The following is an 18,821-nucleotide window of genomic DNA, read 5'->3' as shown; positions in this document are numbered from 1 at the left end:
TAGGTTGCAAGGATGAATCAGCCCCTGTTCGACCTCGACCTGCATCGAGTTACTCGTGAGCATTACATCACTGGTAAGTCTGCGATCAACTTCCCTTTTCCTGGGGTTAGCTCGGGTGGTTGGCATGTTCTGGCGTACTGGGATCGTGAGACGGGGGTTTGCAAAGTTTCTCTTGCTGGCATCCACTTGCCTGATACCTCTGCGTTCTTTGGTGATGTGGGAGTCCTCGATGTCACCGAGGTGCTGGCCGAGCGCAGCTGGCGTAGTGACGGAAGATCTGTCTGGATGGCTGATCATTGCAGGGCTGCTGCAGACATGATCGTCCGATGGGCTCTCAGCGACTCTCAGCATTGCAGTGTGAAGATATCCGACTGGTTTCCATCATGTGAGGATCGACAGCGCTTTCTTGGCCTGTTGGAGACTGGCAGCGCTCGGCTTCATAAGCTAGGGAGGCGTGAGCGGGTTGACCGTTGGCTTTCGACTCAGGATTAACTGAAGCCAGCTGCGGCCCTCGCATCAATTTTGTTGAGCGAGTTCACGTACTCGACTGATATCTCGTAAGCCACGCTGAGCGGCAGCTCATGGCTGGATAGCAGCACCAATGGCAAGCACTCACCCCACGGCTTGGCCAGTGCTGTTTGTAGGTCTTTGTCGTCAAACCTGCTGATCTGGCTGCCGGCGAGCTGGTATGCGTTGTGGCCCTGGGCCATGGCGTATTCAAGCTGGGTTTGCCAGGAGAAGCGACCGCCTACTGTGTCGTTGCCTGCGCTCAGGAGGATTGCCCGGTGTTGCTGCAGGAGGTAATCAAGGAGCTGGAGTTTTAGGTCTGGGAGCGCCTGGCGGTGCCTGGGTGCCAGAGTCATCACAGTGACAGGGTAGACAACCTCTGTGTCGCCCAAGGGGTAGATCGTGCAGTGGCAGACGAGCTCACGGGCTCGAGTGGTTTCGACGGCAAGGACGGTCGTGCCGTGACCCCGTGTCGTCGTGACGTGGTAACCGTTCACGCTGAGCTCCAGGAAGGCCGCTCAGGGTGAGCGGCCCGCACCACTTTACTGCAGCGGATTGGCAGTAGCACCAAGCGAAGACTGATAGCAGCCGCAGCCGTACTCTTTCCAGTAGGCATCATCGCTCAGCGAAGCCAGGGTCGCCTGCTTCTGTTTGTAGTTCTCGATGCGGCTCAGGTTCTTGGACGTGAACGGGTGATTCGCAGGGTCGAACGAAGTGTCGCCGCTCTGGATGCGGAAATCGGTGAACTCCTGGTTCTTTTGCGTCAGCTCGTCGATGTCGGCTTGAAGCTGGGCAGTGGCGCGCTCTTTGCCACGCTGAATGAAGAACTTCTTGGTGTCTGCCACTTCAGCATTGAATTCGTCCATGTCCTTGCCGTTCAGGACTCTGGCGAACTCCTCACCGGCATAGCGAGAGTGAAGCATCTTAATGTTGCCAGCCATCTCAAGATATTCGTTATCTTTCATGCCTTTCATCATCGCCTTGAGCGACTGATCAGCAGAGGCCGAGGTAGTGCCATCGACTTCGGTTACCTTGGATTCACCGCAAGCGGTCAGCATGACAACGGCAAGAGCGAGCGCAATCTTTTTCACGTACAGCATTCCTTTGTGTTTGTATCACGTATGTGGCGGAGAATTTTTAACACAAGGGTGATGGCAATTCAACATCGCAGCTGTGCGCTAGTTAAGTTTTCTAGTGGCACGGAACTAATGTGTATTTCTGATGTCGCGGGCCCTTGCTCTCAAGAGGCTTTGGTGTAACGCGAAAAATGGATTGTAACAGCGGCTGTGTTACATGACAAAATTTACGTTACAAGCCTGTCTTAATGAACGACCAATCCGAAGACTAAAAATATATTTGATCCAGTTAAAGCTCCATGGATAAAATACAAATATTAGAAGAAGAGCCGAAGCTCTCAGGTAGTAATATGCAGACAGTCACAATCCGAGCTTTGACACCGGAAACAGAAGAAATTTGCGCTATCCGCCTGGTAGGTGGGTTTGATTCAGAGCGTAAACATTACCCGGCCTTGGGTATTTTTCGCTTTGACAAAAAACGGCACCTTGAACTGCTGGCTGATTATGCCGAGGCGGGTTGTCCGGAGAGTATGGATCTGATTGAGCGTCTTATAATGGGCGAGTTGATTCATGCTAGGGATCTCGTATTTGACGGAATCCGTTTTGTGTTTGATGTACAGAGTTTTACTGAGCCAAAGAGTTTGAGATGGCTCGCCTGGGAAGTATTGGCACAGATCATCGAAGAATAAAAAGGAGAAACGATGAGTAGGTTCGCTCAGCAACATGAAATCTATATCCAGGCTCAAGAGGCATTCCGGCTTGGGGATCATTCCACCGGGCTGAGAAACACTCTGTATCTCATGGCTAATTTCATAGTCGGTATGAAGGGTTACGACCTGTATAGGCTGTGGGAAGCATCCGTCATTGGAGGGAATCCATCGGAGGAAATCTTCGGGGCGATGGTTGATGGTGACATGATTGTATCGGTTCTACAAGATGCTAAGGATGGGAAGGTTCAGATAGTCAATGACTTTTTGGCCGCTGTGCAGGGGATAGAAATCAATGAAAGAGAACGAATTTTGAAAGCAGTGGTTTAGTCAAGAGTTAATTTCCAAAAAATCCCCCATGCCATTTTTTATGATATTATGGCTTTACAACATAAAACAATAATAAGAATCCTCGGGGGATTTAATCAATGTTGCAGAAGCACAGTGGTCTTGTCCTTTTCAAAGCTTATGGCGAAGAAGGCAACCCAGAGCCAGGGGCTCAACCAACACCCATCACCGAAACTCCAGAATTCCAAGAAACCCTTCGCGCCGAACTGGCTAAAGCTGTCGCAGCTGAAACTGGCGGTTTGAGGTCAAAGAATGCTGAGATTCTGGCAGAGAAGAAGAAAGTCCAGGATCAACTGAATGCAATTCTTGCTCAAGCAGAGGATGAGGCCGACCAGGCTGCATTGAAATCAGGGAAGCTGGATTTCCAGGCACTTTTGGATAAAAGAGTCAACGCTGCAAATGCTACGTGGCAAGAGCGCCTCCAAGCCGAACAGGCTGAGAAAGAAGAACTGCGTAAAGCTGTTGAATCCGAGAAAGGTCGACTGAAGCAATTTCAAATCAAACAACTCATCGGTAATGAAGCACTGAAGAATGAGTTCTTCCAACCGTCCGCTATTGATGACCTGATCAACCTGGCCGGTGGCTCGTGGGAGCTTACTGATAATGGCGAACTGGTTAGCCGTGACCAACACGGTAATGTTGCAATGGGCAAAGCTGGCCGTGCGCTGACTCCGAAAGAATGGATTGAGGGCCTGACTCAAACTAAGCAACACTATTTCAAGTCCATGCCTGGGTCGGGTGGCAAGCAAGGCACTGGTGGCACTGGCGTAACGATGTCTCGCGAAGAGTGGCAGCAGAAACTGATGCTGGGTACTGCTCAAGAACAAACTGAACTGTTTGCCAAAAGGGCTAAGGGCGAAATCGTCATTAGCTGAGTAAAGAGTTACACCCTGGGGCTCACCCTGAGTCCCAGTTCCCAAGCTGGTCGGGCCAGCGGCTGTTTTGCTCTGTGAGCAACAGATATCTCAAAAATACCAAAACAAAAATAACAATAAATGGGTATGCAAATGACGCAAAGTAATGCACTCGTTGTTCTTCCAGCTTATGGGAACGATTTTGAAGCACTGATCAACGAAACTATCCTCCCTGTAGCTATGTCACGCCTTCGTGGTCAGTTGACTATGCCCGGATTGATTACCGTAAACACGGCAGACGAGTCGAAAAAGGTCGGTGAGTCGATTCGGATCAACAAGCCTGTTGAGTTCGATGAAGCAGATGAACATGGCGTTGGTGGATCTGTTGCTACAGATCTCGAAGTCGAGAAGGTCGACCTGAAGCTGGATCGACATATCTATAAAGAATTCAAGATGTCCGACCGAGAATTCACGGGCATGCAGCCTGGTGTTATTCCTGATGCTCTCGGTGCCGCAGTGGACGTCCTGGCCCGAACCATCAATGAAGCTATCTTCGATCTCGTGAAAGAAGTTCCGTATCACTCTGGCGTTCTTGGGTCGACCAACCCACTAGATAAAAAAGACGTTATCAATGCGCGCAAAACACTTCACAACGCCAAAGTGCTTGGAGAGAAGACATTCGTCCTGACCTCCGACGGTGAGGCTGATTTGCTGGGTGTGTTCACAACTGGCAGCGACCAGGTGGCTGAGAAAGAAGGCGTAATCGGGCGTAGGTTCGGCCTCAACTGCTACAGCGATATCCAGGCACCGTTCCACTTTGCAGGCACAGCTTCAGAAAGCCAGTCCGCCACCATCTCGACCGCCGCCTCCGTTGGTACGAGTGTACTTGTGATCAAGGGCCTCGATCCTGCTGCGACCTTCGTTAGGGGTGACGTTATCAAGGTAGCTGGTGTCGAAAGTCCTTTCTCTGTTGCTAATGACGTTGCTGCAGATGGCACTGGCTCTGCAATCGTCACGATCCACGAAGTCATCAAAACGGATATTCCTGCAGGTGCTGCTGTCGCTGTAGCAAAAGACCACGGCTTCAACATCGCTTTCTCGAAGTCAGCGTTTGTCATCGCATTCCGTCAGCTTGAAACCCCTGCTAACGCTCCTGGCGTAACCATGGGATCAATGACAGACCCCGTGACTGGCGTAACCATGCGTCTGCTCAGCTCGTACAACTTCGCTACGGAATCGACCCACTGGAAGCTGGAAATCCTGTTCGGATGCAAAGCTGTAGCTCCAGAACGTGCAATCCGCGTCGGCAGTCACTGATACACCGGGCTCGCGAGAGCCCACCCGCAATATCAAAGCCCTCGTTCGCTTCTCGGCAGCGGGGGCTTTCACATTTCAGGAGCAAAACATGAGCGAAGTAACTGCAACAATCGAACGCAATGGCGCAGTCCTGCCAATCGTTGTACCTGGCGTCTCTCGCGGCAAAGTCGGCCTCACCCAAGGGAACGCCTTTACGAGTCAGATCATCCAGGGCCAGGCTATCTACATCTTCTGTAAGTCGTTAATCCACCTTGCTGAAGGCACCTCAGTCACTGAATCCGACGCGCCAGTCGACGCGAGGGGTGGAATTTATTTGAATGCAAACAGAGGGCGTCCGGTGAGTGTGCGGCTGCTCGATGGAGAGGATGGTGCGACGGTCTGGATTCACGAGGTTCGCTGATGAATATCCCTGGTCGAACTCTGCTATCCCTCACTGTTTATCACCTGCGCCGCGTTGTGAAATTGGTGATCGGCTCGCCAGTGATTGATGGCATCACTGTGAATCCTGATGGGGCGGTGACTGTTGGCGGTAGTGGTGGGGCGCCTGGGCAGACAATTGTTGTGACGTTTCCGGATGGTTCGGTGGGCACTGGTGTGGTCGGTAATAGCGGCGGTTGGTCGGTGACGTCACCGGGTGCGCTGACGCCTGTGCCTGCTGCACCTGACCTGGTTGTTGACCAAGTGCCTACGCCTGTTACTCCTACGACTCCTGAACCTGGCGAAGTGAAGCCTGGAGAAGGTGGTGGCACGGTAATCGGAGGTGGTGGAGCAACCCCTGGTGATGATGTCGAGGTGACGCTGCCTGGTGGGGAGACTGGCTCCGGCGGTGCGGACGACAATGGTGATTGGGAGGTCGAGTTTCCCGATGTTCCGTATGATCCAGATCTCGATCCAGGCGATATTGGTGTTGGTACGACTCCAAAGCCTGGGGAGCCAGTCGTGGATGACATCACTCCAAACCAAGATGGCTCTGTAACCGTTGGCGGCAGCGGTGCGAATCCAGGCGATCAGATCACGGTCACGTTTCCTGATGGATCGACCGGCACCGGCACTGCGGATGACAATGGTGACTGGTCTGTCGTATCGCCGGGTGAGCAAGATCCTGCGACCAAACCAGGTGACGTGTCCGTTGAGGCGAAGCCTGACCCAATGGCTGGATCGGTCTCTGCCCCCGATGCGATTTACGCTGATATCGCTGGCCTTGATTTCGTCGAAGTGGATGACGGCGGCAACTACATCGCTTGGGAGCAGTTCGTTGAGCAGCTAAAGCGTGTCATTGGCATCGACGAGACGGCTACCAAATCCATCAGCTTCGGTGGCGTATACGGCTTACCCAAGCGTGTCTTGAAGCATGGCGATACGTTCGTTGCAGCGTTCGACGGCAGCTACGTGATCTTCAATAGTGAGCAGCAGCTTGCCGAGGGTACTGCAAGGGTCGTGGAGAAGAACTACATCTCCGACCGCGCTTGCGACGTATTCAAAACTGAGCTGGGTGCCTACTACCTGCGAGGTGACAGTGGTGTTGATCGACTCACTGGGATCAATGGCACAGACACCAACCTGATCTTCGATATCGCTGGCACATACGGTGACACCAAGCTCCCAGCGATGGCCACATTGGGCGACAAAGATTGGCTGGTAAATACGGACTTCACCATCTCGTACCTCATCGATCCGGATAACCTCCAGGTCACACCAGGCCCAGTGCTCGACGATGTGACACTGCTGATCGACGGCACGGGCAATGAAGTCGTCTCGTCGGGCGGTCGTGTCTTTGCGAGCATCAAGCGTCCAGACGCAACTACAGCGGTAGTGGAGCTTACCGTCGATGGCTACACCTTGGTCAGTGAGGGGGGCGGCAAGCTCATAGCTGGTGACGACTATCTGTACATCCTTTCCGGCCAGGATGTTCGTAGGGTCAAACACAGCGATGGCTCAGAAAAACTAATAACCTTGGACAGTGTAGTTACGCATGGGTATACCAGAGGCGACTTCGCCGTCTTCCTCAACGCCGATGTCTCACTGACAGTCACCTTTGACGCTGGGGCTACATTCGAGAAAGTATTCCCGGTCGAGGGTGATTCAAGCCTGAAGTGGATCGACGTGGAAGATGATAGCCTCGTGCTCACTCGTAACTACAGAGACTTTGATCTGCTCGAATATAAGCTTGTAGAAGAGTGATACAATATCAACACAATAAGATTTGCATTCAAAGCAAACGGATTCTGAAATGACTACTAATAAGAAGAGGCCCAGCGATCTCGATACTGCTTGGGACGGAAATCAAAATGCTGTAATTCATGTGCATCGGCCTGGTAACTCTCAAAGGGCTAGTATTAAGCAAATTGTGGATGCTGCGGTAGCTTCTGTCTCAATCCTGGAGCCGTCGGAGCCCATATCCGGTGGTGGCCTTGAGACTGGCACGATAGTAATGCTCCCTGAAAGCACCTATGAGGATTATTTTGAGTGTGACGGAAGCATTAAGGAAAGCTCTTTGGCCTCCGAGCTGGCCGGGCTGATCAATGGTGGCACTCCGAAGTACCAAAGTGTTCTGACAAGCAGCGTTGCACGGCTTTCTGCTACTGCGGGTGAGGTTCTAGATGCCGTGTACTTTAAGGGGCTACTTTTCACTTTAAATTCTGTAACGCCATTTATTACTGCATACGATAGCTCGTTCAATCTGGTCTTTTCGAACGCATCAGCTCTTGGCCACAAGCGGTTTGTTGTTACTGATAATGCATTGTACTTTTTGAACGGTGCTTACAACATCTATTGCATTCAGGCCAACGGCTCTGCAGTTACAGCAACTTACGCTGGTGAGTCATCGCAGTCGACTGGCGGGGGTTTCAGTGCGGTTAGTGTTTCTGCTGACGAAGATCTGTTCTGCTGGAAGTCGTTGCGTAGACTCTATACCCCGGCTGCTAACACCAAAAGAAACTTCGCAGGGAGTTTTACTATAGGAGGGCTCGACCAAGGATCAACGATTGTAAGAACTGATTCGGGCCGTGTCTTCTTTGTCGGAACCGTTGGTGGCAGTTCACCTGGCCTTTATGAAATGCTAATAGATCTAGCTACTCCGGGTGTTGCTTCGACTAGGCAAGTTGCATCGTTGTATCCGGAACCAGATACGATCCGCTGTGCAGGAAGTCTGATCTATTTCGGCTTAGCTGGCATCCAATATAAATATAATTCCGATACTGATAGGGTTTCGTCGGTTACGACTCCGTACTTTGTAAATTCTACAGCTGTCACCCACAGTATTGCCTGTCACAACAACTTGCTTTTCGTGAACGGATTGAAGGCTACGGCCAACAATTTCGGATGTGTATCCTTCGATAGTGGAACCACCTTTTCTAAATTGCCTGCTTTCAACACCAAACTCGCAGGGATGGTGATTGATGCTGCGGCACACAAGGTTGTCTATTATGGAGACAGTGGAAGCGTTGGGGCGGCTGACGGAAGCTCCGGGAATATGGAAGTGCATCAGCTTACTCTGTTAGATAAAAGCTATTTCAAACTGCCTTTGGTAACCGGGGCTTGCGAGGGGTACAGATACTATGTCAAAAAATAAGCTGCATTACGACTGCGCTGGATATGTGTATGGTTATGGTGATCTTCCTGGAGATCAATACCTTGAGGTCGATAACTTTGAACAAGCCCTCCAGGCATTTGCCACGAAAAAATCTCTTCGGATCATTGATGGCGAGTTAGTCATTGAAGTGTCCAGGGATGAGAAGACGCAAGAAGTCCTCAAGGCCCGAGATGAGCTTTTAGCTGAATTCGATGAGCTTAGAGTGCAATTGCCTGATCAAGAGGACATCAGCGGTGTGGTTGATACGGCAGCGCGGCAGAGGCTGGCGGTCTACAGACAAGCACTGAGAGATGTAACGCTACAAGACCCATTTGCGGTCAATTGGCCAACATTGGGGGCAAACAATGAGTAAAAATGCGGTGTGGCTGGAGCTGGCCGGTGATCGAGTGTTGGTCGATGTAGGGAGTGCTGCGGACGGGTACTGGCGTGGTCTTGGGTATGGAGAGCCTGGGGCTTCCCTGCTTGATGAACCTGTTGCTGTGGAGAAGCCTGCGAGGAAGTCGAGGACAAAGAAATCGGTTGAGCTAAATCCCGAGATCGTCTTCTAACTTCATTCCCTTGATGATGTTCTCGTCTGCGAGTATCTCAAGAGCCTTTTTCCGCACGGCTTCAGCGATATCTGTGATTGGCTTTCCGTTGACGATAGCGAAGTGTTGATGCTGAGTAGCTCGCTCGATCACGCGGAGGTATACGCTTTCTCCATGTTTTTGGAGAGCTTGGTGGAACGGATTGGTGGGATCGAAATTTTTGACTGCTGACCCAAGTGCTGATTTCAGGCTCACAACACGTCCTTGATTAAAGTGTTACAATAAAAAGATAGACTCACATAATAATAAGAAGAAAGTCTAATGTCAATTTCTCAATCTGTGGCCATTGAGTCCACAAAGCTATCTGGCGTTACTGCGTCAGGACTCATAGTCTGCGGAGTAACTCTAAGTGACTGGGTTCTAATACTCACAGCTATTTCCGTCGTTCTCGGTGTCTATTTCTCATTCAGGAGGCATGTTAGAGAAGAGCGCGCTAGCAAACGTGAAGTGGCGGAGTCAAAAGATGGCGATTAGCAGGCTGCGGGCTGCGATAGCAGCTGCCACTTTATCAATCGCCACTATAGTTGTTTCTACTCATGAAGGTATCGAGACAAAGGCTTATCTAGATCCTGTAGGAATACCGACAATTTGCTATGGTCATACAGCGACAGCTAAATTAGGACAGAGCAAGACCAGCGAGCAATGTGAGGCGCTACTCCAGAAAGATCTCATGGTGGCGATAAGGGATGTTGAATCTAGGGTTAAAGTCGATCTAACTATCGAGCGTCGGGCCGCACTTGTCTCTTTTGTTTACAACGTTGGCGGCACGAAGTTCGGTAGCTCCACACTGCTGAAGAAGCTGAATGCGGGTGATCCTGCAGGCGCATGTGCTGAGTTGTCGAAGTGGGTTTACGCAGGTGGTGTGAAGCTCAAGGGCCTGGTAAGTCGTCGCGCCGAAGAAAGGGCTTTGTGTGAGGTCGGGCTATGAGCAAGTACCTGATGATCGCTCTGTTCACGTTGTTGGCTGCCTTGGGCGGTGTATTGCTCAAGCGGGACAGGGATTCCTTGCAGGTCGAAATTGCCGATGCTCAAAGTCAGGTGGCCCGTTTGCAGATGCAGGTGCAGCAGGCTGCTCAGGCTCTGCAGGCCAGGGATGACTTAGATAAACAACGCTTTCAGGAAATGACGGATGCCAAGAACCAGATCGACAATTTGCGTAATGAGCTCGCTGTTGGCACTAAGCGCGTGCTCGTCCGTGCCACCTGCCCAGCTGCAGTGTCAGCCGCTGCCGGCACCACCAGCTTGGATGATGCAAGAGAGCCCGCGCTTACAGCCACTGCTGGACAGGATTATCTACGTCTCAGAGAGCAAATAGTCACGACCGAGGCACAGCTTGCAGGGCTACAGGAATACTACCGTCAGGTCGGCCAGGGGGCGAAGTAATGGCGAGCCTGGTGGACAAAACGATCAAGCATCAAATCGCTATGCGGGGGCAGTTCACCCGGATCGCAAAGCAAGCCGCTCTGCACCTCCAGGCGTTGAAGGCGTCGGTGAAAGCTGAGCTCGACGAGGCAATGACTGCTCGCAATTGGAACGCCGTGGCGAGGCTACGCAAGACTTTTGTGACAATCGACAAGCTGATTGCTGATGAATACGAGCTGATGTCTGAGACGCTCAAGCGCGAGCTCGGTGACCTCTTTGTCTACGAGTCTGCGTTTACGAGCAAACTCCTAGGCTTCGATTTCAGCAACGACATGGTCACCGAGAAGCTGGTTGAGTCGATTGTCAGCAACGATCCCTTTGACGGCAAAATCCTGGGCGAGTGGCTGGACGAGCAGAAGCTTGCGACACAGATCAAAGTGAAGCAGACGATTAGGCTCGGTGTGCTCAATGGCCTGTCTACTTCGAAGATAGTTGATGCTCTGTATGCCGAGCCTGGCAATCCGTTCCTGGGTGCGAAGCGCAATGCCGAGGTGATGGTTCGGACAGCATCTGCGCATGTCACCTCGCAAGCATCACTCAAGACTTTTGAGCGTGTCGGCTTCGAGCAGTATCAACTGAGTGCAGTGCTCGACTCACGCACCACCCCGGTGTGCAGGGCGCTGGACGGGAAGATCTACAAGACGACGGACAAGGGCCGAAAGGTGCCTCCTTTCCATCCGGGGTGCAGGACAGTGATGATCGCGGTGACCGAAGAAGATCCGCCGTTCACAGATGGGTATGAAGATTGGTTAAGCACGCAGAGCGCCGCTGAGCAGGAGGCAATCCTTGGGCCTGCCCGGTACAGGCTTTGGAAAGCTGGACAGCCGCTGGAAAGCTTCGTCGATCTCGATACACATCATGTCATTCCTCTCGATCAGTTGAAGCTCAAAGAAAGTTTTTCTTAACCAACTGGTTTACAGCCCCGTGACCCATGGCTACCCCCACTACCTATTCTCTCCTTTATATAAAAAGAAACAGGTAGTGAGGGTAACCCCAGCAACCAACTAAAATATTTGGCTAAGAGAAACTGTTCCATGAATTACGCAAGCTATGAAGATTACAGAAGCGAGTTTGGTGACGACGATCTGCCGAGTGATGCTGAGATCAGAGTCAGCAGAGCAATCGAGCGGGCGTCAAGAATGGCCGACAACTACATCAGGTCGCACGGTATCAGCGTACCCCTGACAGACCCAGCAGCCATCCTGGACGTGCGTGGCTCGGTGCTCGATATCGCTCGATACAGCGCATGGCCTGACACGGACAGTGAGAACCTCCGGAAGCGCTACGAAGACGCTCTCGCGTTTCTGGAAGGCATTGCGACAGGCAAGATCCACCTCGTATCAGCAGGGCAGACGAGCACGGGTTCAAAGCTCACCAACATCAAGATTTTTAGGGCCTGACCCATGATCCCCATCATCGCCAGAGCCCTAGCAGCCTCGCCCGGTGCCGACAGGTCAGTTGAGCTCGTGGCAAACACCAGGCAGCTCCAGGCCCTGGCGGCAAAGGTCAAAAAGCTCGGCCCCGGCAACCCTCACATTCGGGCAGGCCTGCAGGAAGTGGCGGCTCTATGGGAAAACCGAATCAAAGCCAACTTCCGCCGTTCGATAAACCCCTATGGCGAGAAGTGGCCAGACATCAAGCACCGAAAAGGCCAACCGCTCCTCGACACTGGAATGCTCCGCAACAGCATCAGTGGGGAAGTTCGCGGGCTTAGCATTGTCCTGGGATCACCGCTGGAATACGCAGATACCCATCAAAATGGAATCCGAGTTAAACAACGCATGTTCCTGCCAAGCAAAGAGCGTGGCCTCCCGGACAAGTGGAAAAATGAATATGTTAGAATACTAATAAAGAACGTCGAAAAGGCGCTTGCATGAATATCTCTGACCACCTTGAACTAATTAAAGCTCAGCTAGAATCTTTGCCGTCAAACCCAACCATAAAATTCTTCTCAGGCGAACTCGAAGTAGACGACCTAAAGAATTTGAAACTTGATGGCAAACGACCATATATACTGCTCTCCTGCGGCGGAGGCAACGTCCCTGACAGAAGCACCAGAGTGAAACTAGAGCTCGACGCAATGTTTGGAGCCTGGATTATCGGCAAGATTGATCCTGCCACGCATGGGATGTCATCCATCGCCGCTGACACCGCCGTCGAAATCGCAAAAATGATTGAGAACTTCCGTGGCGACCCGAAAACAAACACTAAGATTCCCGTGCTACAATTAGTCAAGGAAGCATTTAATGGCGTCACTGACGGCAAGTCAGACTTTAGCGCTTGGTCAGTGATTTGGTCGCAGCGAATAGTGCTCGTTTGAGCTCAAACCAAATACCAACAACAAAAATAATAATAGGTAAATATATGTCTCTTGGATTTAACGCGCCAGATACCACGATTGGCTACATTGGTAACAGCGGCGTCCTTGTTTCAAAGCTCGACGCTAATGATAGACCTGTTGGTGGGTTCTTTAACGTCGGCCAGATTTCTTCCGCAGTCCTCTCCCTTTCGACGGACAAAGTCGAAATGATGGACATGGTGTATGGCACTGGCGGTGTTGCCAAGTCCAAAATCATCAAAACATCTGGCGAGCTCACCATTAATATGCGGTCGTACTCCCCAGAAGTGATGGAGATGGCCCTGTTTGGCAAAGCAACCGCTGACATTGCGGAGACCGGCGCACAATTCACCGGACAGGTATATAAAAACAGGAGCATCAACGTAGACGGCGTTATCAGTTCGGTGACAAGTGTAACCGTCGAGGGTGCAACTGATCCGCTCGAAGATGGTGTTGATTACGTCGCATCGAACGGCACCATTCACTTTTTTGACACTGCCGCGTTCGAGGATGGTGACACTGTAACCGTCGTTTACAACAAAGCAGCCGTTCAGCGTATTGAAGGCATGGTAAACACGTCTGTTAAAGTTATGATCGTGTTTGATGCCAGGAACACTGAGGAATCGGACGTACCGGTTAAGGTTACCTACTACAAAGTTTCCCTGTCTCCAGCTGCTGCTCGCAACCTGGTTTCCTCTGACTTTGATACTCAGGAAATCAAAGGCACTGTTGAGGTTAGTAGGTTTGTCACTGGCTCAGGCTTGTCCAAAATGTTCAAAGAAGAGCACGTAGTAGCTCATTAACATCCAATTGCCATTACATCGGCGCTAGTATAAAATTCCGAGAATTTTTCCTTACGAGGTGAACATGGATTCCAGGAAGGTTGTACTAGCGCTAACAATTGGCTTGACTCTCGCTGCGTGCAGTCAGGAAAAAACACCGGATTTTGCTGGGGTGTCGATGAAGTCTGATCGGGCCGACCTGGAATCCAAGGGATTTGTATGCAAGGATGTTACGCTCAAAGATAAGCAAATACTATCTTGCAAAAACTTCGAAATGACCGCATCCGTCTTTGGACACGATGTTCGCGGCGTAGAGGTTATATTCGCTCAGGGTCAAAAAAATCCATATCGCATCGCTGTGAATGCAAACAAGCAAATCAACAGCACGGAAAAGATGCTGTCACTATTCTCCGAACTTGATAAATACTATGAGAGCATTCCAGACAAGAGCATAACCATGCCAAACGCGGTAAGCCGGCAATGGAAAACCAAAGACACCAATGTTTTGCAATTTATGTATATCCAGGGAGTTCCGGGACTCCTTGAAAGTAGCGTAATGCTGTCGCTTAACTCGACGAAAAATCACTAAAACTTTTTTATTAGCTGCACTCCTGGAAGAACTGGTCGGTCAGACGCGAGCAAGCTCTGCACCGACCTTTTTTATTGCTTACAAATGACCGCCATGGGACAGGATCCGTTTTATTGGCTCTGCCGAAATAGTAGCACTCATGTTCTGCCACCCCAATCGGTATTTATACCCCTTGCTATATGAAACATATGCCTTGAAGTCACCCTGGATATCGCTTGAATAATCGGCACTAGAATCACGAGTAGCTAAAATAATCACAGAGTTACTAACTGGTGGCTGGGATCTCCAAAATTTGCTCCACCAAGAAAACGACTTTGCGACATCGTAGATCGGAGCACCTAGGCTAATATAACTATCTAGCGTTAGATCCTTATTCCATTCCGCAATGTGCGCTAACTGATAATATTCCTTGGCAGAGTACAGCGATAGCGGCTCCGTAGTATTTATTTGGGTAACTACAATATCGCCAGCCGATGACCTAAATGCAATACCGGGCATCTCTCGTATATTAAACACCGACCCCTGGACTCGTTTTTTCTCAACGAAATCCGCTGCAGACTTAAAGGAGGCGTGCATGCAGCCTTCCGAATATGTTGTTATCCAGGTGGAGTGCCAAGCATTCCTGCCGGCATACCCATAATAAAGTCGAACAGGAGATATTGACTCTACCTTAGCTTCGGCAAAGTCCGGAAACCACCCTTCCCAATATGTTGATAGTGCCACTTATGCCTCCTGCAGGTCACAAAAAAAAGAACTAACCAACCAGCTGCTCCAGCTCATCCCTCGCCGCAGCCTCAGCAATGCGGAACAGGTGGTCAGTCAACTGGTTGATATTCTCTGCCCCAACCTCCTGCAGCATATTTTCCATGGCCTCTTTAGCCTCAGTGTCATCACGCCGATGCTGTAGGACAAATGCAATGCAGTTAAACACGCAGTCCAGCACATCAAACCTATACCCTGGAACCGAATCGGAATCCAACAGATAGTCGAGCGCCATTTCCTCCGGCATGTCATACCCGCACGCCCTGAGCACCGCGATACTTTGACGACAAACGTAATCATCCCGCTCCGCAGGCGTTAATTCCGATATTTTCTGCATTCCCGGCCTCATGCCTTTGAGCTCAAACCATTCTTGACCAGGGCCACATTTGTGTCAATCGAAATGATATGATTGCTATATAAGAATAATAATAAGAAAGGCCAATTCAATGTCTCTGCTCGACCTCGTCGTACCCTGCAAAAAAGTTACCGTTACACAAGCAATTGAAAAAGAGCCAGCAAAGGTTCTTGATGTCTACGGATTAACTACGGAAGACTTTATTCGTCTCGCTGATAAGCACGCAAAAATCCTCGCGGCAATCTTTTTCCATAATGCCAAGGAAAATAAAGAGGCCAGCGACAACTCAAAGGTCATCATGCTTCAGTTCCCTGCCTTTGGGGCTTCTTGCATTGCTCTTGGCTGCAAACAACCAGAAGCGGCTGAGCACATCAGAAATCTCCCACTGATGACTCAAGTAGAGCTGCTATCTACTGTCCTATCTCTGACATTCCCTGAAGGACTAAAAAAAAGTCTGGAGAAGCTCGCTCCGACAATCGCACTGCTGCTCAAAAAGTAGCCGATTACGAGCGCGAGAGAAATCGACAGGAAGAGCAGGGAGAGACAGACAAGGTATCGGACTACCTGGATGTCTTGATATCTAGTTGCGAGTTTCTGGTTGGCTGCGGTCACAACTCTATTGATTTCAATCCTTATATGTATTCAATCAAAAAAGTATTTTGCCTTGTTGAAGTTCAACGCGACTTGCGCCGCTCAGAGCTTGCTGGAGAGCTTTATGCTCAGCACTTGAGCCGTATTGCTTGTGTGTCTGGAGATGCGAAACCGTTCAATGAGTTGATGCAAAAAATAGCCGGAGAATAAAAATAAAATGGCTAGTAGTGCAGTAATTAATTTAATCCTTAGAGCTAAGGATGAGGCATCCGGCATTCTTACAAGTGCCACCGCTAAAGTAACGGCACTCATCGGTGCCTTCGCAGGCGCTGCAGCGATCAAAGAAACCGTCCACCAACTGACGGAACTCGACGCAGCAGCTAAGCGCCTGGGATTCTCGATGGAAGATCTGACGGCAGCTCAGTACGCGGCTTTCAACGGCGCAAATGTTCAGCCTGATCAACTGTTGGATGCCCTCGACGAGGTAAGGATCAAAGTCGAAGAGTTCAGTTCCATCGGCTCTGGTGGCGGTGTCGACTTCTTTGAAGTCATGAATGTGGATGTTGCCAAATTCAATAAGCTCAATCCACTGGAGCAGTTGCAGAAGATTTCCGAAACCCTCAAGGGCATGTCGGACAACTCTGCATTTACTTTCCTCGATCAGATCGGCTCTGACGCCCTGCGAAATCTTCTACCCGTTTTGAAGAACGGCGGGGAGGAATTCAAGAGGTTAATGGAGGAAGCCAAACGCTTCAATTTGACTCTGAGTGATACTGAAACTATCGCTGTTAGCAAACTCGGGAAGTCGTTCACTCAACTTGAAAAAGTCGGCAGCACAGCGTTCAGTAAGATGCTTGCCGACCTGTCGCCGCAAGTTACTGCTGTAGTACAGCTAGTGACTGAATCGATAGTAAATATTTCCTCTGATGTCGAGGCTCCAGTTAAGAGCATTGGCGACAAATTCACAGATATGTTTGCTGGCATCTTGGGCGGCTTGGTATTTGCCGGAAAAATTAAGGACACATTCGACGTCGTATTTAGCTTCCTAGGCGAGGGAGCACTCTTCACCGCTGAGCTTTTCCTGCGAGGCCTGGACACCATTGATGCTGGCTTTGTCAAAACTGCAAACGGAATGGTCAGTGTATTCCGCTCAGCGTTTGGAACAACCATCGGTCTTCTAAGTACGGTTCTTGTTACGCCATTCGAGAAATTTGCAGATTCGTTTAATCTGGATGGTGCGTCTGGAAAGATCAAACAGTTCCAAGGCTATGTTTCGGAATTAAAGGCATCATTAAAGAAGCCAGTTGAAATTGCAAAGAAAAGCGACATCGACCAGTCAATCCAAGCAGTCCAAGGTCTCAGGCAAAAACTACACGAGGTCGGCCAGGAAAATTTCCGCATCCTGGATACGGACGAAGACCAGAAAGCTGCCGATGACTTCCTGAATAAATACAAGATCCAATCAATTAAGAACGAAGAGGATCTTCAGAAGGAGCTTGCAGCACGGAAAGATAAAGCCAATCAGGAAAACCTCGCAAAGCTTCAGACCAAAAACGCTGAAGCCTCAGCAGCAATTGCAGCTACCCAGGCCCAGCTCCAGGCCGATCTCGCTAAAAAAGAAATCGACATCACGATCTCGAAGATCGACACGAAAAAGCAGGTAGAGCTGTCCGGCCTGCAAGAGCGTGCCCGCCTGGAGAATCTCTCGGCAGTCCAGATCGCTGAGGAAAAATTCAGAATTGAAACGGAAGCCGCGAAGAAGCTCAGCGAGCAGAAGAAGCGCTCTCTCGCCCTCGACATTAAAGCTCTGCAAGGCAGCCTGACTGGGCAGCAAAAGCTGTTGGCGGTCACCCAGAACCCAAATGACAGGCCTGGCATCCTCGCAACCATCGCTCAGCTCGAAGCTGACATCACTAGCAAGCGTGCTGACCAGGCAACAATTGGCGCTGAGCTCATCAACCAAGAAGCACTCCTGAAAGCTGAGCGAGCTGCCCAGCTTGGCGTCATCAAGCAGCAAATTCAGCAGATCAAAGACGACGCACAAATCGAGCTTCTCGCAATCGGCGGCGATCAATTCAGCGCTGACATCAAGAAGATCGAAGCCGACTTCAAAGACAGCATAAAAAATATGGAGAGCCTGGGCGACGACTCCACGGCAATCCAGAAACTCATCTCCGCGAAAAAAGCCCAGGCCGAGATGGCTGAGATCGAGCGCCAGTACGCCAATTTGAAGTCAAAATTGGAGAAGCACCAGATCTCGCCCATGGACTACCTCGATCAAGCTAACCAGCTTGAAGAGCGCGGGAACAAAGCTGCGGAAGTCACCGGCAATCCAGCGGATCTCGAAAAAGTGCAAGCTGCTGCAAAGGCTGCCAGGGCCGAGGTGTTTGACCTCGCAACGCTGACTGACACCGTGTCGGATAGCCTCCAAGGCGGCCTGGAAGGTCTGTTCACTGACTTTATCTCCGGTACGAAATCGGCGAAAGAGGCTTTCTCTGACTTCACTCAGGGTGTGCTGACGGAAGTGTCGAAGATCATTGCGAAGCTGCTGATTCAGCTCGCGATTCAGTCCATGCTGTCAGCCTATACCGGTGGGGCGAGTAATGGTGCTGGTGGACTGCTGGGGATGATTGGCGCAGGAGTTAAGCATAGCGGTGGTGGAATCGGTGATGCTGGACGTTCACGCAATGTTCCCTGGAGCTTTTTTGCCAATGCTCCGAGATATCATACAGGTGGAATTATGGGCCTGAAGCCCAATGAAGTTCCCATCATTGCGGAAAAAGGTGAGGAAATGCTTACTGCAAGTGATCCTCGTCATCGCAATAACCTCGGCAAAGGAAGTGGCGGGCAGGCGGATAAAGCGCCAAGGGTTACTGTTAATAACATGATTGATAGCCAGTCTATTGCAAGCGTCATGGAGGGTAGCCACGGCGAAGCGGCAATCATGAACGTGATTCGCGCAAACCGAAATGAGATTAAAAACATGTGATAATA

The 18,821-nt window shown here is 50.6% G+C and carries 23 protein-coding genes; 18 read left to right on the top strand and 5 right to left on the bottom strand.

The features are described from left to right. Positions 1–488 precede the first annotated feature (488 nt). Together AC3WLP_RS20100 and AC3WLP_RS20095 are read right to left on the bottom strand one after the other, a co-directional pair. The gene (locus tag AC3WLP_RS20100) at positions 489–1,004 is read right to left on the bottom strand and encodes a hypothetical protein (RefSeq protein ID WP_088513676.1); all 516 of its coding nucleotides are present in this window, start codon (positions 1,002–1,004) and stop codon (positions 489–491) included. 45 nt (positions 1,005–1,049) lie between these two features. After that, positions 1,050–1,598, bottom strand: a complete 549-nt coding sequence (locus AC3WLP_RS20095; RefSeq protein WP_088513677.1) for a hypothetical protein — start codon at positions 1,596–1,598, stop codon at positions 1,050–1,052. 284 nt (positions 1,599–1,882) lie between these two features. Between AC3WLP_RS20095 and AC3WLP_RS20090 the strand changes: the two genes are divergently transcribed. From AC3WLP_RS20090 to AC3WLP_RS20055, 8 genes are all read left to right on the top strand, one after another. Beyond that, on the top strand, positions 1,883–2,272 hold the full coding sequence (locus AC3WLP_RS20090; protein ID WP_143516738.1) for a hypothetical protein: 390 nt from the start codon (positions 1,883–1,885) through the stop codon (positions 2,270–2,272). A 12-nt stretch (positions 2,273–2,284) separates the two neighbouring features. Next, positions 2,285–2,620, top strand: coding sequence for a hypothetical protein (locus AC3WLP_RS20085; RefSeq protein ID WP_088513679.1), 336 nt, complete (start codon positions 2,285–2,287; stop codon positions 2,618–2,620). 98 nt (positions 2,621–2,718) lie between these two features. Continuing rightward, a complete protein-coding gene (locus tag AC3WLP_RS20080) occupies positions 2,719–3,513 on the top strand; it encodes an ATP synthase subunit B family protein (protein ID WP_088513680.1) in 795 nt (264 codons plus the stop codon). A 126-nt stretch (positions 3,514–3,639) separates the two neighbouring features. Next, a complete protein-coding gene (locus AC3WLP_RS20075) occupies positions 3,640–4,809 on the top strand; it encodes a major capsid protein (protein ID WP_158249202.1) in 1,170 nt (389 codons plus the stop codon). Between the two features lie 88 nt (positions 4,810–4,897). Continuing rightward, positions 4,898–5,209: a hypothetical protein gene (locus AC3WLP_RS20070; protein ID WP_088513682.1), complete on the top strand. Its 312-nt coding sequence runs from the start codon at positions 4,898–4,900 to the stop codon at positions 5,207–5,209. Then, positions 5,209–6,990, top strand: coding sequence for an ICP22 family protein (locus AC3WLP_RS20065; RefSeq protein ID WP_103340231.1), 1,782 nt, complete (start codon positions 5,209–5,211; stop codon positions 6,988–6,990). Before AC3WLP_RS20070 ends, AC3WLP_RS20065 begins: the two co-directional genes overlap by 1 nt. A 49-nt stretch (positions 6,991–7,039) precedes the next feature. Continuing rightward, positions 7,040–8,380: a hypothetical protein gene (locus tag AC3WLP_RS20060; protein WP_143516739.1), complete on the top strand. Its 1,341-nt coding sequence runs from the start codon at positions 7,040–7,042 to the stop codon at positions 8,378–8,380. Beyond that, positions 8,367–8,753, top strand: a complete 387-nt coding sequence (locus tag AC3WLP_RS20055; RefSeq protein WP_088513685.1) for a phage tail assembly chaperone — start codon at positions 8,367–8,369, stop codon at positions 8,751–8,753. Before AC3WLP_RS20060 ends, AC3WLP_RS20055 begins: the two co-directional genes overlap by 14 nt. 172 nt (positions 8,754–8,925) lie before the next feature. On the opposite strand, the gene AC3WLP_RS20050 is transcribed toward AC3WLP_RS20055, so the two are convergent. Further along, on the bottom strand, positions 8,926–9,183 hold the full coding sequence (locus tag AC3WLP_RS20050; protein ID WP_088513686.1) for a hypothetical protein: 258 nt from the start codon (positions 9,181–9,183) through the stop codon (positions 8,926–8,928). Between the two features lie 268 nt (positions 9,184–9,451). On the opposite strand from AC3WLP_RS20050, the gene AC3WLP_RS20045 reads away from it, so the two are divergent. The 8 genes from AC3WLP_RS20045 (at position 9,452) to AC3WLP_RS20010 (ending at position 14,119) form a co-directional block, all read left to right on the top strand. Further along, positions 9,452–9,916, top strand: a complete 465-nt coding sequence (locus AC3WLP_RS20045; protein ID WP_256596073.1) for a lysozyme — start codon at positions 9,452–9,454, stop codon at positions 9,914–9,916. After that, entirely contained in the window at positions 9,913–10,371 is a 459-nt protein-coding gene (locus tag AC3WLP_RS20040; RefSeq protein WP_088513688.1) for a lysis system i-spanin subunit Rz, read from the top strand. Before AC3WLP_RS20045 ends, AC3WLP_RS20040 begins: the two co-directional genes overlap by 4 nt. Beyond that, positions 10,371–11,315: a minor capsid protein gene (locus tag AC3WLP_RS20035; protein WP_088513689.1), complete on the top strand. Its 945-nt coding sequence runs from the start codon at positions 10,371–10,373 to the stop codon at positions 11,313–11,315. The genes AC3WLP_RS20040 and AC3WLP_RS20035 overlap by 1 nt, the downstream gene beginning before the upstream one ends. A gap of 129 nt (positions 11,316–11,444) precedes the next feature. After that, positions 11,445–11,810 carry a phage protein Gp36 family protein gene (locus tag AC3WLP_RS20030; protein ID WP_088513690.1) on the top strand — a complete coding sequence of 122 codons (366 nt, stop codon included), beginning with the start codon at positions 11,445–11,447 and terminating at the stop codon, positions 11,808–11,810. A gap of 3 nt (positions 11,811–11,813) precedes the next feature. After that, positions 11,814–12,287: a phage virion morphogenesis family protein gene (locus AC3WLP_RS20025; protein WP_088513691.1), complete on the top strand. Its 474-nt coding sequence runs from the start codon at positions 11,814–11,816 to the stop codon at positions 12,285–12,287. Then, entirely contained in the window at positions 12,284–12,730 is a 447-nt protein-coding gene (locus tag AC3WLP_RS20020; RefSeq protein WP_088513692.1) for a hypothetical protein, read from the top strand. Before AC3WLP_RS20025 ends, AC3WLP_RS20020 begins: the two co-directional genes overlap by 4 nt. Positions 12,731–12,774: 44 nt before the next feature. After that, the gene (locus AC3WLP_RS20015) at positions 12,775–13,551 is read left to right on the top strand and encodes a phage tail tube protein (RefSeq protein ID WP_088513693.1); all 777 of its coding nucleotides are present in this window, start codon (positions 12,775–12,777) and stop codon (positions 13,549–13,551) included. Positions 13,552–13,615: 64 nt separating this feature from the next. Beyond that, positions 13,616–14,119: a hypothetical protein gene (locus tag AC3WLP_RS20010; protein WP_143516740.1), complete on the top strand. Its 504-nt coding sequence runs from the start codon at positions 13,616–13,618 to the stop codon at positions 14,117–14,119. Positions 14,120–14,197: 78 nt separating this feature from the next. Here AC3WLP_RS20010 and AC3WLP_RS20005 read toward each other — a convergent pair whose 3' ends face one another. Both AC3WLP_RS20005 and AC3WLP_RS20000 read right to left on the bottom strand, forming a co-directional pair. After that, entirely contained in the window at positions 14,198–14,842 is a 645-nt protein-coding gene (locus AC3WLP_RS20005; protein WP_143516741.1) for a hypothetical protein, read from the bottom strand. 31 nt (positions 14,843–14,873) lie between these two features. Further along, on the bottom strand, positions 14,874–15,218 hold the full coding sequence (locus AC3WLP_RS20000; RefSeq protein ID WP_088513695.1) for a hypothetical protein: 345 nt from the start codon (positions 15,216–15,218) through the stop codon (positions 14,874–14,876). A 109-nt stretch (positions 15,219–15,327) separates the two neighbouring features. Between AC3WLP_RS20000 and AC3WLP_RS19995 the strand changes: the two genes are divergently transcribed. Both AC3WLP_RS19995 and AC3WLP_RS19990 read left to right on the top strand, forming a co-directional pair. Further along, positions 15,328–15,735, top strand: coding sequence for a phage pre-tape measure protein (locus AC3WLP_RS19995; protein WP_088513696.1), 408 nt, complete (start codon positions 15,328–15,330; stop codon positions 15,733–15,735). Positions 15,736–16,044: 309 nt separating this feature from the next. After that, positions 16,045–18,816 (top strand): coiled-coil domain-containing protein, encoded by a 2,772-nt coding sequence (locus AC3WLP_RS19990; RefSeq protein ID WP_088513697.1) that lies wholly within the window; start codon positions 16,045–16,047, stop codon positions 18,814–18,816. Positions 18,817–18,821: the final 5 nt, after the last annotated feature.

The sequence above is a fragment of the Pseudomonas sp. FW305-E2 genome (assembly GCF_058782925.1).
The sequence above is the reverse complement of the archived record's forward strand: the minus strand, read 5'-3'. Positions and strand labels throughout refer to the sequence as shown.

Excerpts from the sequence above, each read along its gene's own strand:
- AC3WLP_RS19995 (WP_088513696.1), top strand. The coding sequence starts at position 15,328 with ATGTCTCTGCTCGACCTCGTCGTACCCTGCAAAAAAGTTACCGTTACA.
- AC3WLP_RS20020 (WP_088513692.1), top strand. The coding sequence starts at position 12,284 with ATGAATATCTCTGACCACCTTGAACTAATTAAAGCTCAGCTAGAATCT.
- AC3WLP_RS20060 (WP_143516739.1), top strand. The coding sequence starts at position 7,040 with ATGACTACTAATAAGAAGAGGCCCAGCGATCTCGATACTGCTTGGGAC.
- AC3WLP_RS20075 (WP_158249202.1), top strand. The coding sequence starts at position 3,640 with ATGCAAATGACGCAAAGTAATGCACTCGTTGTTCTTCCAGCTTATGGG.
- AC3WLP_RS20015 (WP_088513693.1), top strand. The coding sequence starts at position 12,775 with ATGTCTCTTGGATTTAACGCGCCAGATACCACGATTGGCTACATTGGT.
- AC3WLP_RS20030 (WP_088513690.1), top strand. The coding sequence starts at position 11,445 with ATGAATTACGCAAGCTATGAAGATTACAGAAGCGAGTTTGGTGACGAC.
- AC3WLP_RS19990 (WP_088513697.1), top strand. The coding sequence starts at position 16,045 with ATGGCTAGTAGTGCAGTAATTAATTTAATCCTTAGAGCTAAGGATGAG.
- AC3WLP_RS20040 (WP_088513688.1), top strand. The coding sequence starts at position 9,913 with ATGAGCAAGTACCTGATGATCGCTCTGTTCACGTTGTTGGCTGCCTTG.
- AC3WLP_RS20055 (WP_088513685.1), top strand. The coding sequence starts at position 8,367 with ATGTCAAAAAATAAGCTGCATTACGACTGCGCTGGATATGTGTATGGT.
- AC3WLP_RS20035 (WP_088513689.1), top strand. The coding sequence starts at position 10,371 with ATGGCGAGCCTGGTGGACAAAACGATCAAGCATCAAATCGCTATGCGG.
- AC3WLP_RS20070 (WP_088513682.1), top strand. The coding sequence starts at position 4,898 with ATGAGCGAAGTAACTGCAACAATCGAACGCAATGGCGCAGTCCTGCCA.
- AC3WLP_RS20000 (WP_088513695.1), bottom strand. The coding sequence starts at position 15,218 with ATGCAGAAAATATCGGAATTAACGCCTGCGGAGCGGGATGATTACGTT.
- AC3WLP_RS20085 (WP_088513679.1), top strand. The coding sequence starts at position 2,285 with ATGAGTAGGTTCGCTCAGCAACATGAAATCTATATCCAGGCTCAAGAG.
- AC3WLP_RS20045 (WP_256596073.1), top strand. The coding sequence starts at position 9,452 with ATGGCGATTAGCAGGCTGCGGGCTGCGATAGCAGCTGCCACTTTATCA.
- AC3WLP_RS20080 (WP_088513680.1), top strand. The coding sequence starts at position 2,719 with ATGTTGCAGAAGCACAGTGGTCTTGTCCTTTTCAAAGCTTATGGCGAA.
- AC3WLP_RS20025 (WP_088513691.1), top strand. The coding sequence starts at position 11,814 with ATGATCCCCATCATCGCCAGAGCCCTAGCAGCCTCGCCCGGTGCCGAC.
- AC3WLP_RS20065 (WP_103340231.1), top strand. The coding sequence starts at position 5,209 with ATGAATATCCCTGGTCGAACTCTGCTATCCCTCACTGTTTATCACCTG.
- AC3WLP_RS20090 (WP_143516738.1), top strand. The coding sequence starts at position 1,883 with ATGGATAAAATACAAATATTAGAAGAAGAGCCGAAGCTCTCAGGTAGT.
- AC3WLP_RS20010 (WP_143516740.1), top strand. The coding sequence starts at position 13,616 with ATGGATTCCAGGAAGGTTGTACTAGCGCTAACAATTGGCTTGACTCTC.